This window comes from Rhizobium sp. P28RR-XV (assembly GCF_012641385.1).
Taxonomy (GTDB): Bacteria; Pseudomonadota; Alphaproteobacteria; order Rhizobiales; family Rhizobiaceae; genus Rhizobium.
The window spans coordinates 161,929-181,352 of record NZ_JABAIG010000003.1 but is presented as its reverse complement, the minus strand read 5'-3'; the positions used below and the strand labels follow the sequence as shown (position 1 = coordinate 181,352).

Annotated in this window: 19 protein-coding genes; 13 read left to right on the top strand and 6 right to left on the bottom strand. The window is 61.1% G+C overall.

Annotated features, from left to right (window positions below):
- The first annotated feature begins 6 nt into the window (after positions 1–6).
- The 7 genes from HGP12_RS07760 to HGP12_RS07730 all read left to right on the top strand — a co-directional run bounded on the left by HGP12_RS07760 (position 7) and on the right by HGP12_RS07730 (position 5,908).
- Complete coding sequence (locus tag HGP12_RS07760) at positions 7–747, top strand: response regulator (protein WP_168839484.1); 741 nt, start codon at positions 7–9, stop codon at positions 745–747.
- The gene (locus HGP12_RS07755; RefSeq protein ID WP_168839485.1) at positions 744–2,066 is read left to right on the top strand and encodes a HAMP domain-containing sensor histidine kinase; all 1,323 of its coding nucleotides are present in this window, start codon (positions 744–746) and stop codon (positions 2,064–2,066) included. Before HGP12_RS07760 ends, HGP12_RS07755 begins: the two co-directional genes overlap by 4 nt.
- Positions 2,067–2,251: 185 nt before the next feature.
- Entirely contained in the window at positions 2,252–2,668 is a 417-nt protein-coding gene (locus HGP12_RS07750; protein ID WP_168839486.1) for an organic hydroperoxide resistance protein, read from the top strand.
- A 313-nt stretch (positions 2,669–2,981) separates the two neighbouring features.
- Positions 2,982–3,713 carry a septum site-determining protein MinC gene (gene minC / locus HGP12_RS07745; RefSeq protein ID WP_168839487.1) on the top strand — a complete coding sequence of 244 codons (732 nt, stop codon included), beginning with the start codon at positions 2,982–2,984 and terminating at the stop codon, positions 3,711–3,713.
- 29 nt (positions 3,714–3,742) lie between these two features.
- The gene (minD, locus tag HGP12_RS07740) at positions 3,743–4,558 is read left to right on the top strand and encodes a septum site-determining protein MinD (protein ID WP_168839488.1); all 816 of its coding nucleotides are present in this window, start codon (positions 3,743–3,745) and stop codon (positions 4,556–4,558) included.
- Positions 4,555–4,815, top strand: a complete 261-nt coding sequence (gene minE, locus HGP12_RS07735; RefSeq protein ID WP_112344625.1) for a cell division topological specificity factor MinE — start codon at positions 4,555–4,557, stop codon at positions 4,813–4,815. The genes minD and minE overlap by 4 nt, the downstream gene beginning before the upstream one ends.
- 313 nt (positions 4,816–5,128) lie before the next feature.
- Positions 5,129–5,908, top strand: a complete 780-nt coding sequence (locus tag HGP12_RS07730) for a polysaccharide deacetylase family protein (protein ID WP_205926372.1) — start codon at positions 5,129–5,131, stop codon at positions 5,906–5,908.
- 15 nt (positions 5,909–5,923) lie between these two features.
- Here HGP12_RS07730 and HGP12_RS07725 read toward each other — a convergent pair whose 3' ends face one another.
- The gene (locus HGP12_RS07725) at positions 5,924–6,532 is read right to left on the bottom strand and encodes a TetR/AcrR family transcriptional regulator (protein ID WP_168839489.1); all 609 of its coding nucleotides are present in this window, start codon (positions 6,530–6,532) and stop codon (positions 5,924–5,926) included.
- A gap of 111 nt (positions 6,533–6,643) precedes the next feature.
- On the opposite strand from HGP12_RS07725, the gene HGP12_RS07720 reads away from it, so the two are divergent.
- The 3 genes from HGP12_RS07720 (at position 6,644) to HGP12_RS07710 (ending at position 11,141) form a co-directional block, all read left to right on the top strand.
- Entirely contained in the window at positions 6,644–7,333 is a 690-nt protein-coding gene (locus HGP12_RS07720; RefSeq protein WP_168839490.1) for a PspA/IM30 family protein, read from the top strand.
- Between the two features lie 37 nt (positions 7,334–7,370).
- Positions 7,371–7,652, top strand: a complete 282-nt coding sequence (locus HGP12_RS07715; protein WP_168839491.1) for a YiaA/YiaB family inner membrane protein — start codon at positions 7,371–7,373, stop codon at positions 7,650–7,652.
- Between the two features lie 93 nt (positions 7,653–7,745).
- Complete coding sequence (locus HGP12_RS07710) at positions 7,746–11,141, top strand: acyl-[ACP]--phospholipid O-acyltransferase (protein ID WP_168839492.1); 3,396 nt, start codon at positions 7,746–7,748, stop codon at positions 11,139–11,141.
- Positions 11,142–11,238: 97 nt separating this feature from the next.
- Here the strand turns inward: HGP12_RS07710 and HGP12_RS34755 are convergent, their stop codons facing one another.
- Complete coding sequence (locus HGP12_RS34755) at positions 11,239–11,352, bottom strand: hypothetical protein (protein WP_409526819.1); 114 nt, start codon at positions 11,350–11,352, stop codon at positions 11,239–11,241.
- Between the two features lie 636 nt (positions 11,353–11,988).
- On the opposite strand from HGP12_RS34755, the gene HGP12_RS07705 reads away from it, so the two are divergent.
- From HGP12_RS07705 to HGP12_RS07695, 3 genes are all read left to right on the top strand, one after another.
- Complete coding sequence (locus HGP12_RS07705; RefSeq protein WP_168839493.1) at positions 11,989–13,797, top strand: sensor domain-containing diguanylate cyclase; 1,809 nt, start codon at positions 11,989–11,991, stop codon at positions 13,795–13,797.
- Positions 13,798–13,911: 114 nt separating this feature from the next.
- Positions 13,912–14,967: a serine hydrolase gene (locus HGP12_RS07700; RefSeq protein ID WP_246703282.1), complete on the top strand. Its 1,056-nt coding sequence runs from the start codon at positions 13,912–13,914 to the stop codon at positions 14,965–14,967.
- Between the two features lie 3 nt (positions 14,968–14,970).
- Positions 14,971–15,522, top strand: a complete 552-nt coding sequence (locus HGP12_RS07695) for a GNAT family N-acetyltransferase (RefSeq protein ID WP_168839495.1) — start codon at positions 14,971–14,973, stop codon at positions 15,520–15,522.
- Positions 15,523–15,589: 67 nt separating this feature from the next.
- On the opposite strand, the gene HGP12_RS07690 is transcribed toward HGP12_RS07695, so the two are convergent.
- The 4 genes from HGP12_RS07690 to HGP12_RS07675 all read right to left on the bottom strand — a co-directional run bounded on the left by HGP12_RS07690 (position 15,590) and on the right by HGP12_RS07675 (position 19,202).
- Positions 15,590–17,215, bottom strand: a complete 1,626-nt coding sequence (locus HGP12_RS07690) for an SDR family oxidoreductase (RefSeq protein WP_168839496.1) — start codon at positions 17,213–17,215, stop codon at positions 15,590–15,592.
- Positions 17,212–17,631, bottom strand: coding sequence for a thiol-disulfide oxidoreductase DCC family protein (locus HGP12_RS07685; protein WP_168839497.1), 420 nt, complete (start codon positions 17,629–17,631; stop codon positions 17,212–17,214). Before HGP12_RS07685 ends, HGP12_RS07690 begins: the two co-directional genes overlap by 4 nt.
- A 232-nt stretch (positions 17,632–17,863) precedes the next feature.
- Positions 17,864–18,118 (bottom strand): GCG_CRPN prefix-to-repeats domain-containing protein, encoded by a 255-nt coding sequence (locus tag HGP12_RS07680; protein WP_168839498.1) that lies wholly within the window; start codon positions 18,116–18,118, stop codon positions 17,864–17,866.
- Positions 18,119–18,305: 187 nt separating this feature from the next.
- Positions 18,306–19,202, bottom strand: coding sequence for a phosphatase PAP2 family protein (locus HGP12_RS07675; protein ID WP_246703281.1), 897 nt, complete (start codon positions 19,200–19,202; stop codon positions 18,306–18,308).
- Positions 19,203–19,424 lie beyond the last annotated feature (222 nt).

Genomic DNA, 19,424 nt, shown 5'->3' with positions numbered 1-19,424 from the left:
GTCAAAATGGATCATGTCGACCATGTCCTGGTTGTGGATGACGATCGGGAAATCCGCGAACTGGTGTCGAGCTATCTGAAGAAGAACGGCTTGAGGGCGACGACAGCTGCCGATGGCCGGCAGATGCGCAGCTTTCTCGAGGCCAATTCGGTCGACTTGATTGTGCTCGACGTCATGATGCCGGGCGACGATGGCCTCGTACTGTGTCGCGAGCTTCGCGCCGGAAAGCACAAGGCGACGCCCATTCTGATGCTGACGGCGCGTAGTGACGAAATGGACCGGATCCTCGGCCTGGAGATGGGTGCCGACGATTATCTGGCGAAGCCTTTTGCGGCCCGCGAGCTTCTTGCCCGCATCAAGGCGGTTCTGCGCCGCACCCGCATGCTGCCGCCCAACCTGCAGATCAGTGAAGCCGGCCAGATGCTGGTCTTCGGGGACTGGCGGCTCGATACGGTCGGGCGCCATCTTCTCGACCGGGACGGCACTGAGATCACGCTCAGCGGCGCCGAATACCGCCTGCTGCGCGTCTTCATCGACCACCCGCAACGCGTGCTCAATCGCGATCAGTTGCTGAACCTGACACAAGGCCGCGACGCCGATCTCTTCGACAGATCGATCGACCTGCTCGTCAGCCGTCTTCGCCAGCGATTGGGGGACGATGCGCGTGAGCCGATCTACATCAAGACGGTCCGCAGCGAAGGCTATGTCTTCTCCGTGCCGGTGGAAATAACGGAGCTTCGCCAATGACCATGGTTGACCTCTCAGGTCACCGGCCGTGGTGGCCGAGCACCCTGCGTGCACGTATTTCGCTGATCCTGCTTGCCGGGCTGGCGATCGCCTACGGCCTGTCCTTCAGCGTGCTCTATATCGAGCGTTACATGTCGGCAAAGGCCGTCATGCTTGGCACGCTGGAGAGCGACGTCGCGACCTCGATCGCGGTGCTCGATCGCCTGCCGGCGGATGAGAGGGCAAATTTCGTCGATTGGCTCAGCCGCGGCAATTATAATTTCGAGCTGGGCAATGGTCTGCCAGGCGTGCCCGATACCTCGACCCATGGCGCCGAAATCGCCGCCAAGATAGAGGAGGCGGTCGGTCATCGTTTTCCCATCCGCATGGAATCGATACCCGGGCCAGTCATGCGCCTGCAGGCGCATCTCAATTTGAGCGATGGCAGTCCGCTGACGATCGATGTCACGCCGAAGGGCGTCATGCCGATCGCGGCCTGGCTGCCCTACGTCTTCATCGTCCAGATGCTGCTGATCGTCTTTTGTACCTGGTTTGCCGTCCGCCAGGCGATCAGGCCGCTTGCCGAGTTTGCCGCTGCCGCCGATGCGCTGGATCCCAACAAGAAGAGCCAGGCATTGAGCGATCGGGGACCAAGCGAAGTGGCTCATGCCGCCAAGGCCTTCAACGCCATGCGGGACCGAATTGCGCATTATCTCGAAGAGCGCGTGCAGATTCTCGCCGCCATCTCGCACGACCTGCAGACGCCGATCACGCGCATGCGCCTGCGCGCCGATATTGCTGATGATTCGCCCGAGAAGACCAAGCTGCTGCAGGATCTCGGCGAGATCGAGCGTCTGGTGCAGGATGGGATCGCCTATGCGCGCAGCGCTCATGGCAATGGCGAGAAGAGCACGCGCATCGATCTTGCCTCCTTCATCGAAAGCATCTGCTACGACTATCAGGACACCGGCAAGTCCGTCGAGATTCTCGGCCTTATCCAGGGAACGGCGGCGACGAAGCCGCATGCCCTTCGCCGTATCCTCACAAACTTCATCGACAACGCCATAAAGTTTGCAGGCGCGGCGGAAATCGCCGTGGAACGCAGGGATACCGGCGGGATTGCCATAACCGTGCTCGATCGTGGTCCCGGCATTCCGAACGACCAGATCGAGGCGGCAATGCGGCCCTTCTTCCGGCTGGAACAGTCGCGTAACCGCAACACCGGCGGCACAGGACTTGGGCTTGCGATTGCCCAGCAGCTAGCCCAGACACTCGGCGGTTCCGTCAGGCTCTATAACCGCGAGGGTGGCGGCCTAGCGGCCGAAGTCATCATTTCCTGATGCTCCTTGCGACGATTTTCAGGGCATTTGTAAGCCATTGTATCCGGCCTTTTAGGCCCTACGTTTTGTGACACTTCCGGCGATTCCGGAAACATGCCGGATACGTCGATCCATCAAAAACAACTCCGTCAACAGACGTTGCCCCACGCCACAACAAACCGGGCGACGCAACAAAGGAGTGTTCCATGACCAAGATCGACAAGGTGCTCTACACCGGCAGAACGCACACCATCGGCGGCCGCGATGGTTTCGCGCGCAGCGATGACCATCAGCTTGATGTCAAGCTTTCCCCTCCCGGCAGCGCGCATGCCGGCACCAATCCCGAGCAGCTCTTCGCAGCCGGCTGGTCGGCCTGCTTCATCGGCGCAATGGGCCTTGCTGCGGCCAAGCGCAAGATCAAGCTTCCGGCCGATCTCGCCGTCGATGCTGAAGTGGATCTCGGCACCACGGAAGGCGCCTACTTCCTGCAGGCTCGCCTGACCGTCAGCATACCCGGCATCGAGCCTGAGCTGGCACGCACGCTGGTCGAGGAAGCCCACCAGACCTGCCCCTATTCGAAGGCGACCCGCGGCAACATCAATGTCGAACTGAAGCTCGCCTGAGAATCGCCCGCGCCTTGATATTGCGCGCCGTGCCTGAAGGTGCGGCGCGCCGAATCGTTAATTTTTATTGCATCGGATATCAGCAAGGCAGCTTCAGCTTTGCGACTGGAGGATCACATGCGTCCCATCATTCTTCTCCTTGCAGGAGCTGCGATTTTCGCCGCTCCATGCGTCTACGACCCCAGTTCCAGCGAGCCTTCGGCGCTTGCGAGCATCGCCGTTTTGTGGGGCGGTTCGGGCTCGAATGGGAGCCCACGTTAACCACTTGTTAACCATATCAACGGTACACAAGGTCAACGATTTATTCACATAGATGACCAAAGTGCTAACAGACGCTCGTTCGATCCGTATCAAGGGCCGCTCCTTTCTTGCGGTCATGCTTTCGCCGGATCTTCCGCTGGATCAGTGGTTGATCAGGCTTGACGACCTTGCAGCCCGTTCGGCCGGCTTCTTTCTGGGGCGGCCGGTCGTGCTCGACATCACCGATCTGCCGATCGACAAGGCGCAGCTCAAGGAGCTGATAGCAGAGCTTTCGGCCCGCAATGTCAGCATCATGGGCATCGAGGGCGGTCGTCCGTCGATCGCCGGACCTGGCATGCCGCCGATCCTGAAGGGTGGGCGTCCGGCTGCCGATTTCGAAGTCTCCGAGGCCGAGCCGGTCGTGGAACGGCGCAACAGCGAGCCTAAGGCGCCGCCGCCGGAAATTAGGCCGGTCACGCAGTCGCTGATCATCCGCGAGCCGGTGCGTTCGGGCCAGTCGGTGATCTTTCCCGAGGGCGATGTCACCGTCATCGGTTCGGTGGCGTCGGGAGCTGAGGTCATCGCGGGCGGATCGGTCCACATCTATGGCGCCCTTCGCGGCCGCGCCATGGCGGGTTCGATCGGCAATGCCTCGGCGCGAATCTTTTGCCGCAAGCTCGAGGCCGAGCTTTTGGCGATCGATGGCATCTACAAGATGGCGGAAGACATATCACCCGGCCTCAGGGGGCAGGCCGTTCAGCTTTGGCTGGATGGCGAAACGATCGTGGCCGAAAAACTAATCTGAGCCGAAGCCGGCCAAAACAGGAGAGCGAGATGGGCAAGGTAATCGTCGTCACATCAGGCAAGGGCGGAGTTGGAAAGACAACTTCGACGGCTGCATTGGGGGCGGCTTTGGCACAGAGAGGCGAAAAGGTCGTCGTGGTCGATTTCGATGTCGGCCTGCGCAATCTCGATCTCGTCATGGGTGCGGAACGCCGCGTCGTCTACGACCTCGTCAACGTCATTCATGGCGATGCCAAGCTGCCGCAGGCCCTGATCCGCGACAAGCGGCTGGAGACGCTCTTCCTCCTGCCGGCTTCGCAGACCCGCGACAAGGATAATCTGACGCCCGAGGGTGTCGAGCGCGTCATCAACGAACTCAGGAACTATTTTGACTGGGTCATCTGCGACAGCCCAGCCGGGATCGAGCGCGGCGCAACTCTTGCCATGCGCCATGCCGACGTCGCCGTCGTCGTCACCAATCCGGAAGTTTCCTCGGTGCGCGATTCCGATCGCATCATCGGCCTGCTGGACTCCAAGACGCTAAAGGCGGAGCGCGGCGAGCGCATGGAAAAGCACCTGCTGCTGACCCGCTTCGACCCCGCCCGCGCCGAACGCGGTGACATGCTGAAGGTCGACGACGTGCTGGAGATCCTCTCCATCCCGCTGCTCGGCATCATCCCGGAAAGCACGGACGTCCTGCGCGCTTCCAACCTCGGCTCGCCGGTCACGCTTGCCGATGCACGCTGCGCGCCGTCGCTTGCCTATTTCGACGCCGCGCGCCGTCTTGCCGGCGAGCAGGTGCCGATCACCATCCCTGGCGAAAAGCGGGGTATCTTCGGCAAAATCTTCGCAAGGAGGGCCGCATGAGCATTTTCGGACTGTTCCGCAAGCAGAGATCTGCACCCATGGCGCGCGAGCGCCTGCAGATCCTCCTTGCCCATGAGCGCGCTTCCGTGGGCTCGGATCTCGTATCCGTGCTGCGGGAGGAAATCCTCGCCGTCATCGCCAAGCATGTGCAGGTCGATCGTGACAAGGTGCAGGTGAAGATGGATCGCGACAAGGACGTTTCCATGCTGGAGATCGATGTCGAGATCCCCCGTGATGCGGCCTTGAAGGCGGCCTGACGGAAGCATCGACGCCGCATATGTGTGCGAATGATGGCACATGGTTTTCCCTTGTGGCGGATCTTCGAAATATTTCGAAGTTCGCCCTTGCAAAGGGTGCGATTCGCGACTATTTGCACGCTATCACCTGTATCGATGGCCTGCCGCTGACATTTCCGTGTCGAGACGGTGTTCGCTGTCCGGGTTAAAGAAGCAAGGGCGCTCCCCAGAAATGGGTAGAGCGCCCTTTGCTTTTGTCGTGTTCGCGGCACGGCACTTTTCTTGGCCGATGCGATATGCCAGTTTGCGCCTATCATGCGGGGAGGCGGTTGGCTTGGGCGGATTGGACAATCAACGGAATGCCGTGTTCTCATGGCTGCTTGCCGGCATCTTCCTCGCTGTATGTGCCATCGGTGCCCAGGCGGCCGACAAGACGATTTATCTCACATTCGACGACGGCCCCTTGCCGGGAACGAAGAACATTCTCGCCGTGCTGAGCGAAGAGAAGGTTCCGGCGGCCATGTTCATGGTCGGTCTGCATGTCGAAACCATTCCATCCGGGCGCGATCTGCTTGCCGAGGCCAAGGCCATGTCGCTCGTGACGGTCGGCAACCACAGCTACAGCCACGCCAACAATCGCTACAGGAAATATTACTCGGATACCCAGGCGGTGGTCGCGGATATGCGCCATGCCAATCAGGTCCTCGGCCTGACGCCGATCGTGAATGCGCGGCTGCCGGGCAGGGACGTCTTTCGGCTCCCGACCGTATCGAGAGAGGATCTATCCATCAACGTCGCTCAGTGGGAGCGCGAATGGCTGGACTATGAACTCGTCGCCGAAGCCGGCTTTTATCTCTACGGCTGGGATTTCGAATGGGTCCACAGCGACGACGGCAAGCCGGTGCAATCGGTGGATCATCTCGTCAACGAGATCGATCACCTTTTCCAATACGGCCGCTTCACGCAGCGGGGAAAGATGATCCTGCTGATGCACGACGAAATGTTCCAGGATCAGTTCAATGGGCAGGATAATCTGAGAACGTTGATCCACAAGCTTCGCGAACGCGGCTATGCCTTCGGCGATATCAGAAACTACGCGCCGCCGAATCCCTGAACCACCTGAATTTGCTCAGGCCTGTCTTGCCGCGGCTCCTGTCGCAACCGTCAGGATGAAGTCGTCGAGTTCCTGCTCTAGGCTCTCGACCGGCAGGCCGACGAAACGGCCTTCGAGGCTGATGCTGACGACACCGTGGACGGCGCCGAACAGCGTTCTGGCGCGGATGGCGCGCGCCGTCTCCGGCATGGTCGGCTGCAATTCCGCAAGCGGCTCGGCAATGACGCCCATCAGGAACATATGTTCTTCCAGATGCCATTCGGGGCTTGCCCGATCATCCGGCGGCCGGTGATCGAAGAGCGCCTTCCATAGATTGCGGTGGGCGACCGCGAACCGCAGATAGCCGCGCGCCAGGTTTCGCAGCCGGTCCGTCGGCGTGTGATCCTTGACTTCGGCCAGGGTCAGGGACGCCTCGAGCGCCTTCAGCGTCGCGGAATTGACGTGGATCACCAGGTCGTCAAGGTCGGCAAAGACCGTATAGAGACCTCCAAGGGCGCAGCCGACATCCTGGGTGACGTCGCGTGCCCGCAGGTTGGAAAGGCCGCCGGCCGCGATGCGATTACGCGCCGCCTCGATCAGCCGCAGCTTCAGATCCTCGCGCTTTTCCAGGGTTTTTCTCGCCATTATCAATTCCAATCCGATTTTCTGAACATTGTTCAAAATTATTCTTGAACGATGTTCATGATTCTGGCATACATCATTCCGTGAACATCGTTCATAAACAGGAGGCGACAAATGTTCAATTCAATTCTGACGCTTATTCGCGGTCGGGCCTACGATGCGGAACAGGCGTTCATCGATCGAAATGCCGTGCCTCTGTTGGCCCAGCAGATCCGCGACGCAGCCGGTGCCATTCAGTCGGCGCGGCGGGCAGCGGCCATCGCCATCGCGCAGAATGAGCAGGAAAAGAACCGGTACGCAGCAATTGCCGGCCGCATTGCGGATCTGGAAACGCGCGCCGTTGCCGCCCTGCTAAAGGGCAGCGACGAACTTGCCAGGGAAGCGGCCGAGGCGATTGCCCAGCTCGAAGCCGAGCGCGATGCTTCCGAGAAGGCGCAGGCGCAATTCACCCAGACCATCGGCAGGCTCAAGGCAATTGTTCGCACATCGGAAGCGCGCCTGCAGGAATTGCAGCGTGGCGAGCGCCTGGCGCGTGCCACCGAGCAGACACAGAAGCTGAATGCCGTCTGCCACGACAATTCCGGTCCAGCGACGCTTGATGACGCCGAGGAAACGCTTGCCCGTCTCCAGGCCTACCAGAGCCGCTGCGAGATCGCAGCCTCGGCCATGAAGGAAATGAATGCGGCAAGCCGGCAGGCGCACATCATCGAAAAGCTTGCCAATGCGGGTTGCGGCGCACCGCTCGGCCCATCGGCCGACGACGTGCTCGCCCGCCTGCGTGAGCGCATGAATTCAGCAGCCTGAAACCGAACACATCGAACATATTTGAGAGGATACGATCATGAACGACAGCTTCCAGAAACATTCCCAGGCTTGGGTCAGCTTCTCCTACATCTCCTTCGCAGCCGCCGCCTTCATGCTGTTCGTCGGTCTCTACATGATGCCGATCGATCTTTGGGGTAAAGGTTATCTCGCCATGGGCATCCTGATGCTGGTGCAGACGGCGGTCAACGTCACCAAGACGATCCGCGATAACAGCGAGGCTGACAAGCTGATCCGCAAGGTAGAGGATGCCCGCACGGAAAAGCTGCTCGTTAAGTTCAATCGTGACGGTCAGGCCTAGTCTTTGTTAACGGTGCCGCAGAGTTGTATCCGCGCTCAATCTTTGCGTAACAACTCTGTGGCGTCCTGTTGTTGGCTGAATGAGGGATACGTCATGCAAAAGCACCTGATGAGATCGAGGAAGTTCGCGCCGCTGTTCTGGACGCAGTTCCTCACCGCCTTTAACGATAATTTTCTCAAGCAGACTCTGGTCTTCGTCATCCTCGCGCAGATGGCGACAGAGGGTGCGGCGCTGGTGACGCTTGCCGGCGGCATCTTCATCGTGCCGTTTCTGCTCCTGTCGGCGATTGCCGGTGAGCTGGCGGACAAATACGACAAGGCCAAGATGGCGGAGCTTTTGAAGCGCTGCGAGCTTGGCGTGGCGGCGATCTCGGTCGTCGGCATCGCCTTTTCGTCCATCTGGATCCTGATGCTTGCCCTCTTCGGCTTCGGTGTGATTTCCTCGCTCTTCGGACCGATCAAATACGGCATCCTGCCCGATCACCTGCAAAGCCGGGATCTGCCCAAGGCGAATGCCTGGATCGAGGGCGGCACCTTCATCGCCATTCTCACCGGCACCATGATCGCAGCGGTCGCCTTCCGCGAGGGTGAGAATGTCTGGATCTTCGGCCCGATGATGATGGGGCTTTCCATCCTTTGCTGGTTCGCCGCGCGCATGATCCCGTCCACCGGTTCCAAGGCGCCGGATCTGGTCGTCGACACCAATGTCGTGCGTTCCAGCTACAGGCTGGTCAACGAACTTCGCGCCGATAGCCGCATCTGGCGAGCCTCGCTGATGAACTGCTGGTTCTGGTTCGTCGGCGCCTTCATCATGTCGATGCTGCCGGTCATGGTGACCGACATTCTCGGCGGTTCGGAAATCGTCGTTCCCGCCTATCTGGCGATCTTCGCCGTGTCCGTCGCCATCGGCTCGGCCATTGCCGGATGGATGGCCGCGGGCCGCATCGTGCTGCTTCCCGCACCGATCGGCATGCTGATCGTCGCGCTCTTCGGCCTCGATCTCGCCTGGAACCTGTGGGGTCTGCAGTCGACGTCGCATGCCGAAACCATTCTCGCCTTCTTCGCCGGGCCGAAGACCATTCGCGTCGCCATCGATCTCGCCGGCATGGCGATCGGCGGTGCCTTCCTGGCCGTCCCGACCTTCTCGGCGATGCAGAGCTGGGCGCATGAGGATCGTCGCGCCCGCGTCATCGGCGCAGCCAACGTGCTGTCGGCCCTCTTCATTGCCGTCGGCCTGGCGCTCGTGGCCGTCCTGCAGGCCGTCGGCCTGTCGGTTCCGGTGGTCATTCTCAGCATCTCCGTGCTCAACGTCGCGATCGCCTGGCTCATGCTGAAGATGCTGCCGACCAATGCCTTCCGCGATCTCATCTCCATCATCTTCCGCGCCTTCATGCGGCTGGAAGTCGAGGGCCTTGAAAATATCCGCAAGGCCGGGCCTGCGCCGATCATCGCGCTCAACCATGTGAGCCTGCTCGACGGCGCCCTGGCACTTGCCATCACCGAGGAAGAGCCCGTCTTTGCGATCGACTATGCCTTCGCCAAGAAATGGTGGGTGCGGCCGCTTCTCACGAAGTGCAAGTTCCTGCCGCTCGACCCCACGAAGCCGATGGCGACGCGCTCGCTGATCAAGGTGATCCAGGACGGCAGCCCCGTCGGCATCTTTCCCGAGGGTCGCCTGACCGTCACGGGCACGCTGATGAAGGTCTATGACGGGGCCGCCATGGTCGCCGACAAGACCGGCGCGATGATCGTGCCGGTTCGCATCGACGGTCTCGAAAAGAGTTACGCCTCCTATCTGACGTCGAGCCATGTTCGCCGCCGTCTCTTCCCCAAGGTCAAGGTGACAATCCTCGAGCCGGTCAAGCTCGACGTTCCTGCCGAACTCAAGGGCAGGAAGCGGCGCATCGCCGCCGGTGCCGCCCTCTATCAGATCATGTCGACGCTGATGTTCCGCACCGCCGACACCGACAACACCGTGCTTGGCCGCGTCATCGAAAGCGCCCACGAATATGGCGGCAAGAAGCTCGCCGTCGAGGATCCGATTGCCGGCAAGCTATCCTATGCCAAGCTCCTGACCGGTGCTGCGGTGCTGGGCGCGAAGTTCCGGAAGATGTTCCCGAACGAGAAGACGCTGGGCGTCATGCTGCCGAACGCCAACGGCACCGCCGCGACCGTGCTTGGCGTCATGTCGGCGGGCAAGGTTCCGGCCATGCTGAACTTCACGGCGGGTGCCGCCAATATCCTATCCGCCTGCCGGACGGCAGAGGTCGAGCATGTGCTCTGCTCGCGCGCCTTCATCACCCAGGCAAAGCTCGGCCCCGTGGTCGAGGAGCTGGAAAAGCACGTGACGTTCGTCTGGCTGGATGAGCTGCGCACGCAGGTCACCTTCCTCGACAAGATCGTCGGCCTTATCCGCAAGTACCGGCCGCTGGTGAAGCGCAGTGCCGACGATCCGGCCGTCATCCTCTTCACCTCCGGTTCCGAAGGTGCGCCGAAGGGCGTGGTGCTGAGCCACCGCAATATTCTATCGAACGCAGCCCAGGCCGCCTCGCGCATCGATTTCCACCCCGGCGACAAAGTGTTCAACATCCTGCCGATGTTCCACTCTTTCGGCCTGACGGCGGGCACCATCCTGCCGCTGGTCTCGGGCGTGCCGGTGTTCTTCTATCCGTCGCCGCTGCACTATCGCATCGTGCCGGAGCTGATCTACGTCTCGAATGCGACCATCGTCTTCGGCACGGATACGTTCCTGAACGGCTATGCGCGCAGCGCTCATCCCTATGACCTGAGATCGATCCGCTATATCTTCTCTGGCGCCGAGCCGGTGAAGGCATCGACCCGCGAGGCCTATATGGAGAAATTCGGCCTGCGCATCCTCGAAGGCTATGGCGTGACCGAGGCCGCTCCGGTGATCTCGCTGAATACGCCGATGTACAACCGCTCCGGAACGGTCGGCAAGATCATGCCAGGCATGGAATGGAAGCTTGAGCCGGTTCCCGGCATCGACGAGGGCGGCCGTCTGCTCATCCGCGGCGCCAACGTCATGGCCGGCTACCTGCGCGCCGATAATCCCGGCGTCCTCGAGCCGCTGCCGGAGGGCTGGCACGACACCGGCGATATCGTCACCATCGACGAGGATGGTTTCGTCAAGATCCGCGGCCGTGCCAAGCGCTTTGCCAAGATCGGCGGCGAGATGATTTCGCTTGCCGCGGTGGAGACCCTTGCCGCGCAGCTCTGGCCCGGTGCATTGAGCGTCGTCTCGGCCGTGCCCGATGCCAAGAAGGGGGAGCGTTTGGTGCTTCTGACCGATGCACCGGGTGCGACCCGAAGCGATTTCCTGGCATTCGCGAAATCGAAGGGCGCCACGGAAATGATGGTTCCCGCCGACGTGACCGTCGGCAAGGTGCCGGTCCTCGGCTCCGGCAAGATCGATTTCGTAACGGCCCGCGCCATGGCCTTGGAAGCTCAGTCGCAATCACAGGCGGCGTAAGCTTCTGCTCCTGAACAAGAAAGCGGTCGGCGGTTGGAGCCATCGACCGCTTTCTCTTGTCGACATTAGATCCTCTACAGACTGCTTCATCTCCGTTTCAGGAGATATGCGGCAGAATGATCTGAAAGATCGTGCCACCCTTGCTGCTCTCCAGCAGCTCGATGCCGCCGCCATGCGAGGCGAGCATCGCCCGCACGATACCGAGGCCCATGCCCGTGCCATTGTCGCGAACTTAGATCGTCATCCGTCGCCCATTGCCGCCCGTCCTGATCGCAAGGGTCATGGCGCCATTCTGAAAGGCGTTCTCCGCCAGATTGGCGAGTTAAGTTCGAAAGTCGAATTCATCGGCACTGTGCGGGTGCCGAACAACAATTGCTTCGGGTGCGCTAATCTTGGCCAGGATTAATTCGAGCTTTTTGCGATGGATGTCCCAAAACGGGGCAGTTACTTGTGGAATTTAACCTTCTGTTTTCCAGCTTCCGGTCCCCCTATGGATTGCCGGTTTGAAAATCGATTTGTTGTCGGCGCTGTCGTATTCACCCCTGACGACAGCCGGGAGTCTCGGAGGCGGCCCCTCGGCTGCGGCCGAGATTCCCGTCAGAGGATACCAATACCGGTCAGCCGGCGCCCAAAAGGGTGAGAGGGCGGCTTGGAAATATTGGGGCGTATCGGAATCCAGCCATTCGCCATAGTCGTGGATTGGATTGCCGGGGATGGCATCATAGAGGTCCGCAATAGGCTTTCCTCGCCGCTTATTCACGCTTTATCATAGAGGCTGATGTCATAACCGAAGGCTCGACGAGAGGAATACTTCAGGAATGCATGAGCGAGGCGCAGGAAACGGCAGATGAGAATTACGACGATTACGAATTGGGCCTACGGCATTACCGTCGTCCTGACCGTGCTGTCTGCCGTGGCCTTCATTCTGTCGGCCCGAAGCGCCGTGCAGGAAAGGCAGGCAGTGGAGCAGCATCTGCTGTTGACCAGCATGGGCGAGGAGCTTGCGCTCGCGGCGGAAGAGACGACGGACGAGGCTCGTCTCTACGTCATGCGTGGGGAGGCGAGGCATCTTGATGCTTTCACGGTCGACGAAGGCGAAGAGCGGCGGCGCGATGCCGCGATCAACGCCCTGCGCGGCTCCGGGATTCCCGACGCCGAACTGCAGGTCGTCGGGCAGGTGGCAGCCAACGCGGAAGCGCTCGCTAAGATCGAGGAAGCGGCGGTTGCTGCCTATACCGGTGGAAATCAGACAGGTGCACGCGACACCCTGTTCGGCGCGGAGCATGAACGCATCCAGATGGCGCTCCTCAGCGGTGTGAGCCAATTTCGCGCCATGGCAACAGCCCGCACCGAAGCGGCTGTCCGCGGCACGCAGGCACGCAGCGATCTCTGGGCCGATGTCGCCAAGGTGATGCTTGCCTTCACGGCAGCGGTGTTTCTCGGCGTGCTTTATTTCGTCCTGCGGCGCCGGGTTGCGCTGCCGCTGATCCGCATGACCGGCATCGTCAACCGTTTGGCCAAGCAGGACTATGCCGTCGAAGTGCCGCCCGACCGCCGCCGTGATGAAATCGGTGAGATGAACGACGCCATACAGATCTTCCGCGAGAACGGCCTGGAGCGCAACCGGCTGGACGCCGAGCGCAAGCGGGACCTGGAGACGAAGGATCTCATCCTGCAGATGATGCACCGCCTGCAGGCCTGCTACGCTCAGAACGAGCTTGCCGAAGTGGTCGCGCTGTTCGTGCCGCAGATCTTTCCGGGCATCGCCGGATGCCTCTATACGATGAACGAGAGCAGGACGGCGCTAACGGAAGTCAGCCGGTGGCTGGAGCCGGCCCATACCGAGCTTTCTTTCTCCGCTTCGGCCTGCTGGGGGCTTCGGCGCGGCCGGCCGCATGTCAGTCATGTCGCGGATAATGATATTCCCTGCCAGCATTTGGATGGTTCCGGCGTGCCCGGCCTTTGCGTTCCCTTGACAGCGCTCGGCGAGGCGATCGGCCTGCTTTATTTCGAAGATCGATCGAAGGACGCGACCGCGGCCGACGCGCCGCGGCTTTACCTGGAACTGATTGCCGAAAATATCGGCCTTGCCATCGCAAACCTGCAGCTGCGCGACAGGCTGATCAATCTTGCCGTGCGCGACGCGCTGACGGGTCTGCTCAACAGGCGCTCGCTGGATGAGATGCTGAACAATCTTTACCGGGATCATTCAGCCCGCACGGTCATCTGCATGATGATCGACATCGATCACTTCAAACGCTTCAACGACGAGTTCGGCCACGATGCCGGCGACGAAGTGCTGCGCCATGTCGGGCAGATCGTCGCCGATACGGTTGCCGAGACCGGCACGGTCTATCGTTTCGGCGGAGAGGAACTGACGGTCATCGCCACCGACATGGCCGACGAAGCGGGCTTCGTGCTCGCCGAGCGACTGCGCGCGCGCGTCTTCGCCACACCGTTTTCCTATCGCGCACGCATCGTCGGACCGCTCTCCGTTTCCGTTGGCATCGCCTCATCCCCGGCTTCCGGACCTGCCAAGACACTGATCAATCGTGCCGACGGCGCTTTGCTGAAGGCCAAGCTCGACGGACGCAACAGGACGGTGGCGGCCTTTGCGATGGAACCAGAGGAGGAATTGAAGAGAGGGCAGAGCTGATTTTAAAGGGCGCGAATATCACGCCGAAATCCGGTTTTGCCGCCTTGTCGAATGCGCGTCTCGATTGTAGCTTGAGGCCGGAAATCGCATAAATGGAGGGCGCGATTTATGGGAATGACGCGGAATGCTTCGGATAGCGAGACCCTGCAGTCGGTAGGCTTCGATCCGGCCCTTCACCGCAAGTTTGCGGCTGGCATCGAATCCGGCTTGCTGCGTGATCTGCATGTCGTACTCGCCGCTCGTTCCCAGCAGATCTTCATGGAGTATTACGGCGTCGGTTCCGATGAAAATTGGGGCACGCCGCTCGACAGCGTCGCATTCGATGCGGACACGCTGCACGATCTCCGCTCGGTGACCAAGAGCATAGTCAGCCTCCTTTACGGCATCGCGCTGGACAAGGGATTGGTGCCGCCGCTGGATGCACCTCTTTACGAGCAATTTCCGGACTATAACGATCTCGCCAAGGATGCCGTACGCGCCAAGATCACCATCGGGCATGCACTGACGATGACGCTGGGGATGGAGTGGGACGAGGATCGTCCCTACACCGACCCGTTGAACAGCGAAATAGCCATGGAAAACGCGCCGGATCGCTATCGCTTCGTTCTGGAGCGCCCGATGGTCGCAGAGCCGGGAACACGTTGGATTTATTCCGGCGGCAGTGTCGCATTGGTCGGCGCCATCATCGAGCGGGGCACCGGCCAGCGCTTGCCTGATTTCGCGCGAACCGCCCTCTTCGAGCCGCTGGATATTACAAAGTTCCACTGGTCGACGGGATATGACGGCGTGGCGTCGCCCGCGTCCGGATTGCGCCTGACGGCCCCAGATTTGCTGAAGGTCGGCATGCTGCTTCTGCAAAATGGTGTCTGGAACGGCCAGAGGATCGTTTCGGAAGAATGGATCGCGCGATCCTTCACGCCGGCCATTTCGACCGGCGACGGTTTGCACTATGGCATGCTGTGGTTTTGCGGGGATGCGCCCGCGCCGGCGTTTGCCAATCCACGCCCTTGGCATGCGGGCTTCGGGAACGGCGGTCAAAGGCTCTGGCTGATGCCCGATGCGGGAATTGCCGCCGTCATCTATTCCGGCAAATATAATGCATGGGATGCCTGGATAACGCCCACGCGTGTCTGGCGCGAGATCATCCTCGCCAACTTCCTGAAAGCCTGAAGAGTGGTTTCGCCAAAAGACAGGTTTCCCGAGCTTTTGACGGAGCGGCTGCGGCTTCGCGAAGCAAGCATGGAGGATCGCGGCGACTTCCATGCGTTGATTTCGATTCCGGAAGTCACGCGGTTCTCGAACTGGGTCGATGCGCCGAAAATGCCGCAGATCGAGCGCTCCTTGCGATGGATGATCAAAATCTTTCCCAAAGGAACAGGCTGTTCATGGATTATCGAAGATCGGGTTTCCGGCCAGTTGCTCGGCGCGATCCGCTTCAACAGTATCGACCGGCGCGCCAGGTGTGCCGAACTCGGATACGAGCTGCATCCCTCCGCCTGGGGCAAAGGACTCATGAGTGAGGCGGCAAAGGCCGTCGTTCGATGCGGCTTTGACGTTTTTTCCCTCAATCGCATCGAAGCCTGGACGCTGCCGGGAAACACCGCCTCCGATCGGGTTCTTGAAAAGGCAGGGTTCCAATATGAGGGCACGCTGCGCCAGAAGGCGCGGTTCAAAGAGGCCTTCCATGATTTCCGCATGTTCGGCTGCCTGGCGGGCGACCGGTAGAGATCGTCCTGTCAGAATAGCCTAGCCGGTTTCGCTCGCTCTATCGGCCGTGAATTGGCCGATTGGATCAATCGATTGGCCGCAGCCAGCCACGATAGTGAACGACCGGGCCGATGAACGGCAAAGCGATCGACACGTCGAAATGAAATCGATCGTTCTGCGCCCACTCATGAGCCGTGCTTCGGGGTGCAAGAAGGAGCGGCAGCCGGATGCGGAGGAACGACCAGCGCCGTATCTCCATGCTGAGCCTGTTGCCGCGCGGCAGAAGGTCGAATGCGAAGCGGAAGGGGCCGAAGCGCTCGACAAGCCGTTCGTTTTCCTCGCTCAGACGGCTGGAGAAACACTGACCGGAAAAATCCCGGGTCCATTGCTCGATCCCATTGCGTTCCTCAAAGGATACATGCAGCGCGTGTTTTCCAGCTGCGGGGAAGCCGAACAATTTCGCGGTCAGCCGGGCAGCAAGCGATCGCCCACGGATCACGACAGCCTCGCCCTTGGCGCCGCCATCTCCGAAGACGTCGTGCATGGTGCGCACTGGCTCGGACAGATGCGCGAACGCGGAACCCATGACACGCTGATAGAGCGGCGTGTAGAGCGCTTCCGTTGTTTCCTCGCCGATCGTCATATCGCGAAACAAGGTTCGAAAATCATCGAGGGACAGAAGCCCGCCTGCATGACGGGCGCCGGGCGAAAGCCGGTTATCGCGCAGCGCGCGGGCCAGCAATTGCGCCGGAAGGGTGGGAATTTCCACGCCGTCGCCGTTTTCGGCGATGAGCGTCCAGCGACGGGCTTGCATGGCGCCTTGCGCGATCCCCTTGATGTCGATGGTTACAGCAGAGCGCGCCGTGCCAAGCTTCGCCGTCGTGCTCTGCAGTGGCAGCAGAAAGCGGCCGATCTTCCTGAGCGATGTCAGCCAACCCCAGGCGACCGGCCAGGACAGCAGCCAGAGCGCCAGCGTCTGAAATGCAAATTCAGGCCCGGCCCGAAAAATGACGCTGGGGCGCCCGATAGCGCTATCGACCAGCAGATCGTGATCCGGCACATCGGCAAGCGCCACCAGCCGGCGCAGAGGGCGGTGGCCGGCGACCACATAGGTCTCGCACCTTAGCATGTGCCAGCCGGTCGCGTCCTGCCAGCGCCGTCCGCGCCAGAGCCGCACCGGCTTGCCGACGTAGCTCAGGATCGCCGCTGCGACTGAGGCGCCGGCGGTCGCGCGATTGGATGCACTGATCGACATGTCGATCGAGCGGACCGCCTGCATGCCCTTGCCGAGCTCCGTCACGACGGCACTCGACAAAGCCGGCACGCTCGATGCGCCGGAGATCACAGTGACGCCCTGAGCCTTGGCCTGTGCGTCGAGCGACCCGATCGCGCCGACGAAATCGCGCGCGTCGGCAAGATCGATGTAATGGACACCCGCCTTTATGCAGGCCCGCGCGACGCGGTCGTCGCTTTGCTGGAAGGGACCGGCCGCATCGATGAGCAGGAATGGCTTGTGCTCGTCGAGGATCGCAGCCATATCGCCGTTGCGGTCGGCCCGGAGCGCCCGAGCGTTGGGCAATTGAGCGGCGAGCGCCTTTGCCGCCTCAAGGTTACGCCCGGCAACCAGCACGTCGAAACCGTCGCCGGCAAGGCGCCGGGACAGGCGCGCGCCGAAGCCGCCATAACCGCCGAGAACGAGGATCTTTCTCAAAGAATGCGGCTCGCCTGTTCAGGTGTCGGCACCCAGCATGTCTCGCGCTTGCCGAAGATGCGGTAGCGATTGCGGGCAAGCCAATGATAGATCGGGTCGCGCAGCATGCCGGGTACAAGGCGCAAGAGGGAAATTGCCTTCCAGGGCCAGCCGAGGCCGGCATAGATCGAAAGCACCGCGTCGCTGTCTCGCAGCACCTTTGCCCCATCGACGATGATCCGGCTGTCCGGATTGGCGGGGTCTATCCCGCAGCGGCGATAAAGAGCAGCGCCGGTTTCATTCTGCATGGAGGCGAGGCGGAAGCGGCCGATGCGGTCGTGGCGAAGCACGAACTGAGCGTTGGCGGTACAGAGGACGCACATGGCGTCGAAGACGATGATCGGCCCTTGGGATTCGCTGATATTGCTTTTGCACATGCTGGCGTCGCGTTTTTCCGCCCCCGGTTTGTTCGCAGCTTTGTCCGGTTGAGCGGCCGTCGTCAATTGCCCGTTTCGGGGTGCTGCCATGCCAAACCAACACAAGAGCGTGAGGTTTGTGTCGCAGAGAGCAGGTTGTGGAGAGGGGCGGGACAAACAGGACCATCGAGCTGCCCCGCCGGCATGCGGCCCGATCTTGATGACCGGGCCGAATTTCCGTCAGAAAAGGGGCTTAGCGATAGCGCCAGCCGCCGTGCCACCGCTCGCGATGTAGCCAGTAGCGATGCCCGTCCCAGTAGCCGCGGCCGGGATAAAAGATACCCACCACCGGACCAGCCGGTACGACAACGACCGGCCGTCCATTCGGGCGGCAATAGCCGTAGGGGCCGCGATGGAAGCCGATGCCGCATCCGTCGCGAGCCTCGGCCGGCGAGATCGCGGCGAAGCAGGCAGTCGCTGCAAAAGCCAGCAAGATGATCTTTTTCATGATGTCCTCATTCGTCCTAGAAGAGCTTGACGCTGTTATCCCTTCAGCGCTTAAACGGCCGAGATCGGTAAATCCGTCGCTGCGTTTCGATCATTTTGCATTCACATGAGGAAAACAGGCATTTGCAGTGCGCAAGCCTACAAGCCACGCCGAGGAGCTGTGCCTGCTGCGGGATCAGGGCTGGATTTCAAAGATTTGGGATGCGGCCGGACTGTGACGGACATGTCTTTTCCGCGGGTGCCACCTTTTTTCCGATCATCGGCATACGCCGTATCAAAGTGCGCAGGACGGCCAGGATCGCCTTATACTGCTCTCCAGGACACAGGCGGCCATCGGAATCATAGGCAAAGAGCAGACGGCGCCGCGCGAATGCATGCGCCAGCCACAGGGCGAAGGCGACGCCGACGCCCCAGCCCATCAGCGTGTCGCTTGCCCAATGGGCGCCGACCCATTGGCGCGACAGGCAGATCAGGACGCCGACAGGCATGAAGACGGGGCGAAGGCGGGGGAAGACGAGCGCCAGCGACATCGCCATGGCGCCGGCCGTTGCCGAGTGTCCGGAAGGAAAGGATGCGAAGTCGGCGTGAAAGGCAAAGGGTTGAAAATAAAAGGCGCCATTCGTCTGCAGCAGTTCCGGTCTGGCGCGGCCGATAATGTTCTTGGCGAGCGAAGCGACAATGCCGCCGCCGGCGACGGCCAGGAAGACGAATGCCGTGGCAGTGGCGATGAGATCTGTGCCGGTTCGCACCGATTTGCGCAATTTGTGTGCGGGCGCGAGGATGGCGAACATCAGCAGGGCGCCGCTGAACGAAAGCACGAGCAACCCCGTGCCGAGGCTGCTGATCCATTTCGCCATTCCGCGCAGCTGCTCGGGGAACGACTTCATCCAGAGGCCGAGAGGGTAGTCTGAAGTCACCATCACGAGCAATGATAGGACAAGGAAGATGGCGATGATGGCGATAGGGCGTTCGAGAAATGCACGATTTTCGGGAGGCGCGACGGCAGGCGCTCTGAAGAAGCATCGAAGGCCGCCGGTTACGCGTCTGCGACAGGTTTTCGCAGAATGCCCCAGCGCTTCTTTCATGACCTCCTGTTTCCGCTGCCATGCCTGCATGAAGCCGACTTCCCATTGCTGTCGATCATTCGCTCATGGAGCCGGGCTCACCAATCGCCTTCAGCTCCGCTTCCCTTGGAAAAAGCTGCTACAACAACACGCTGACAGCCGCCTGAAGGCCGCGCGGCGCTGAAAAAGACTTTGTCGCCAACGAGGTAGCGGCGGAATTTCGCAGTCGCCCTCGCAAAGCGA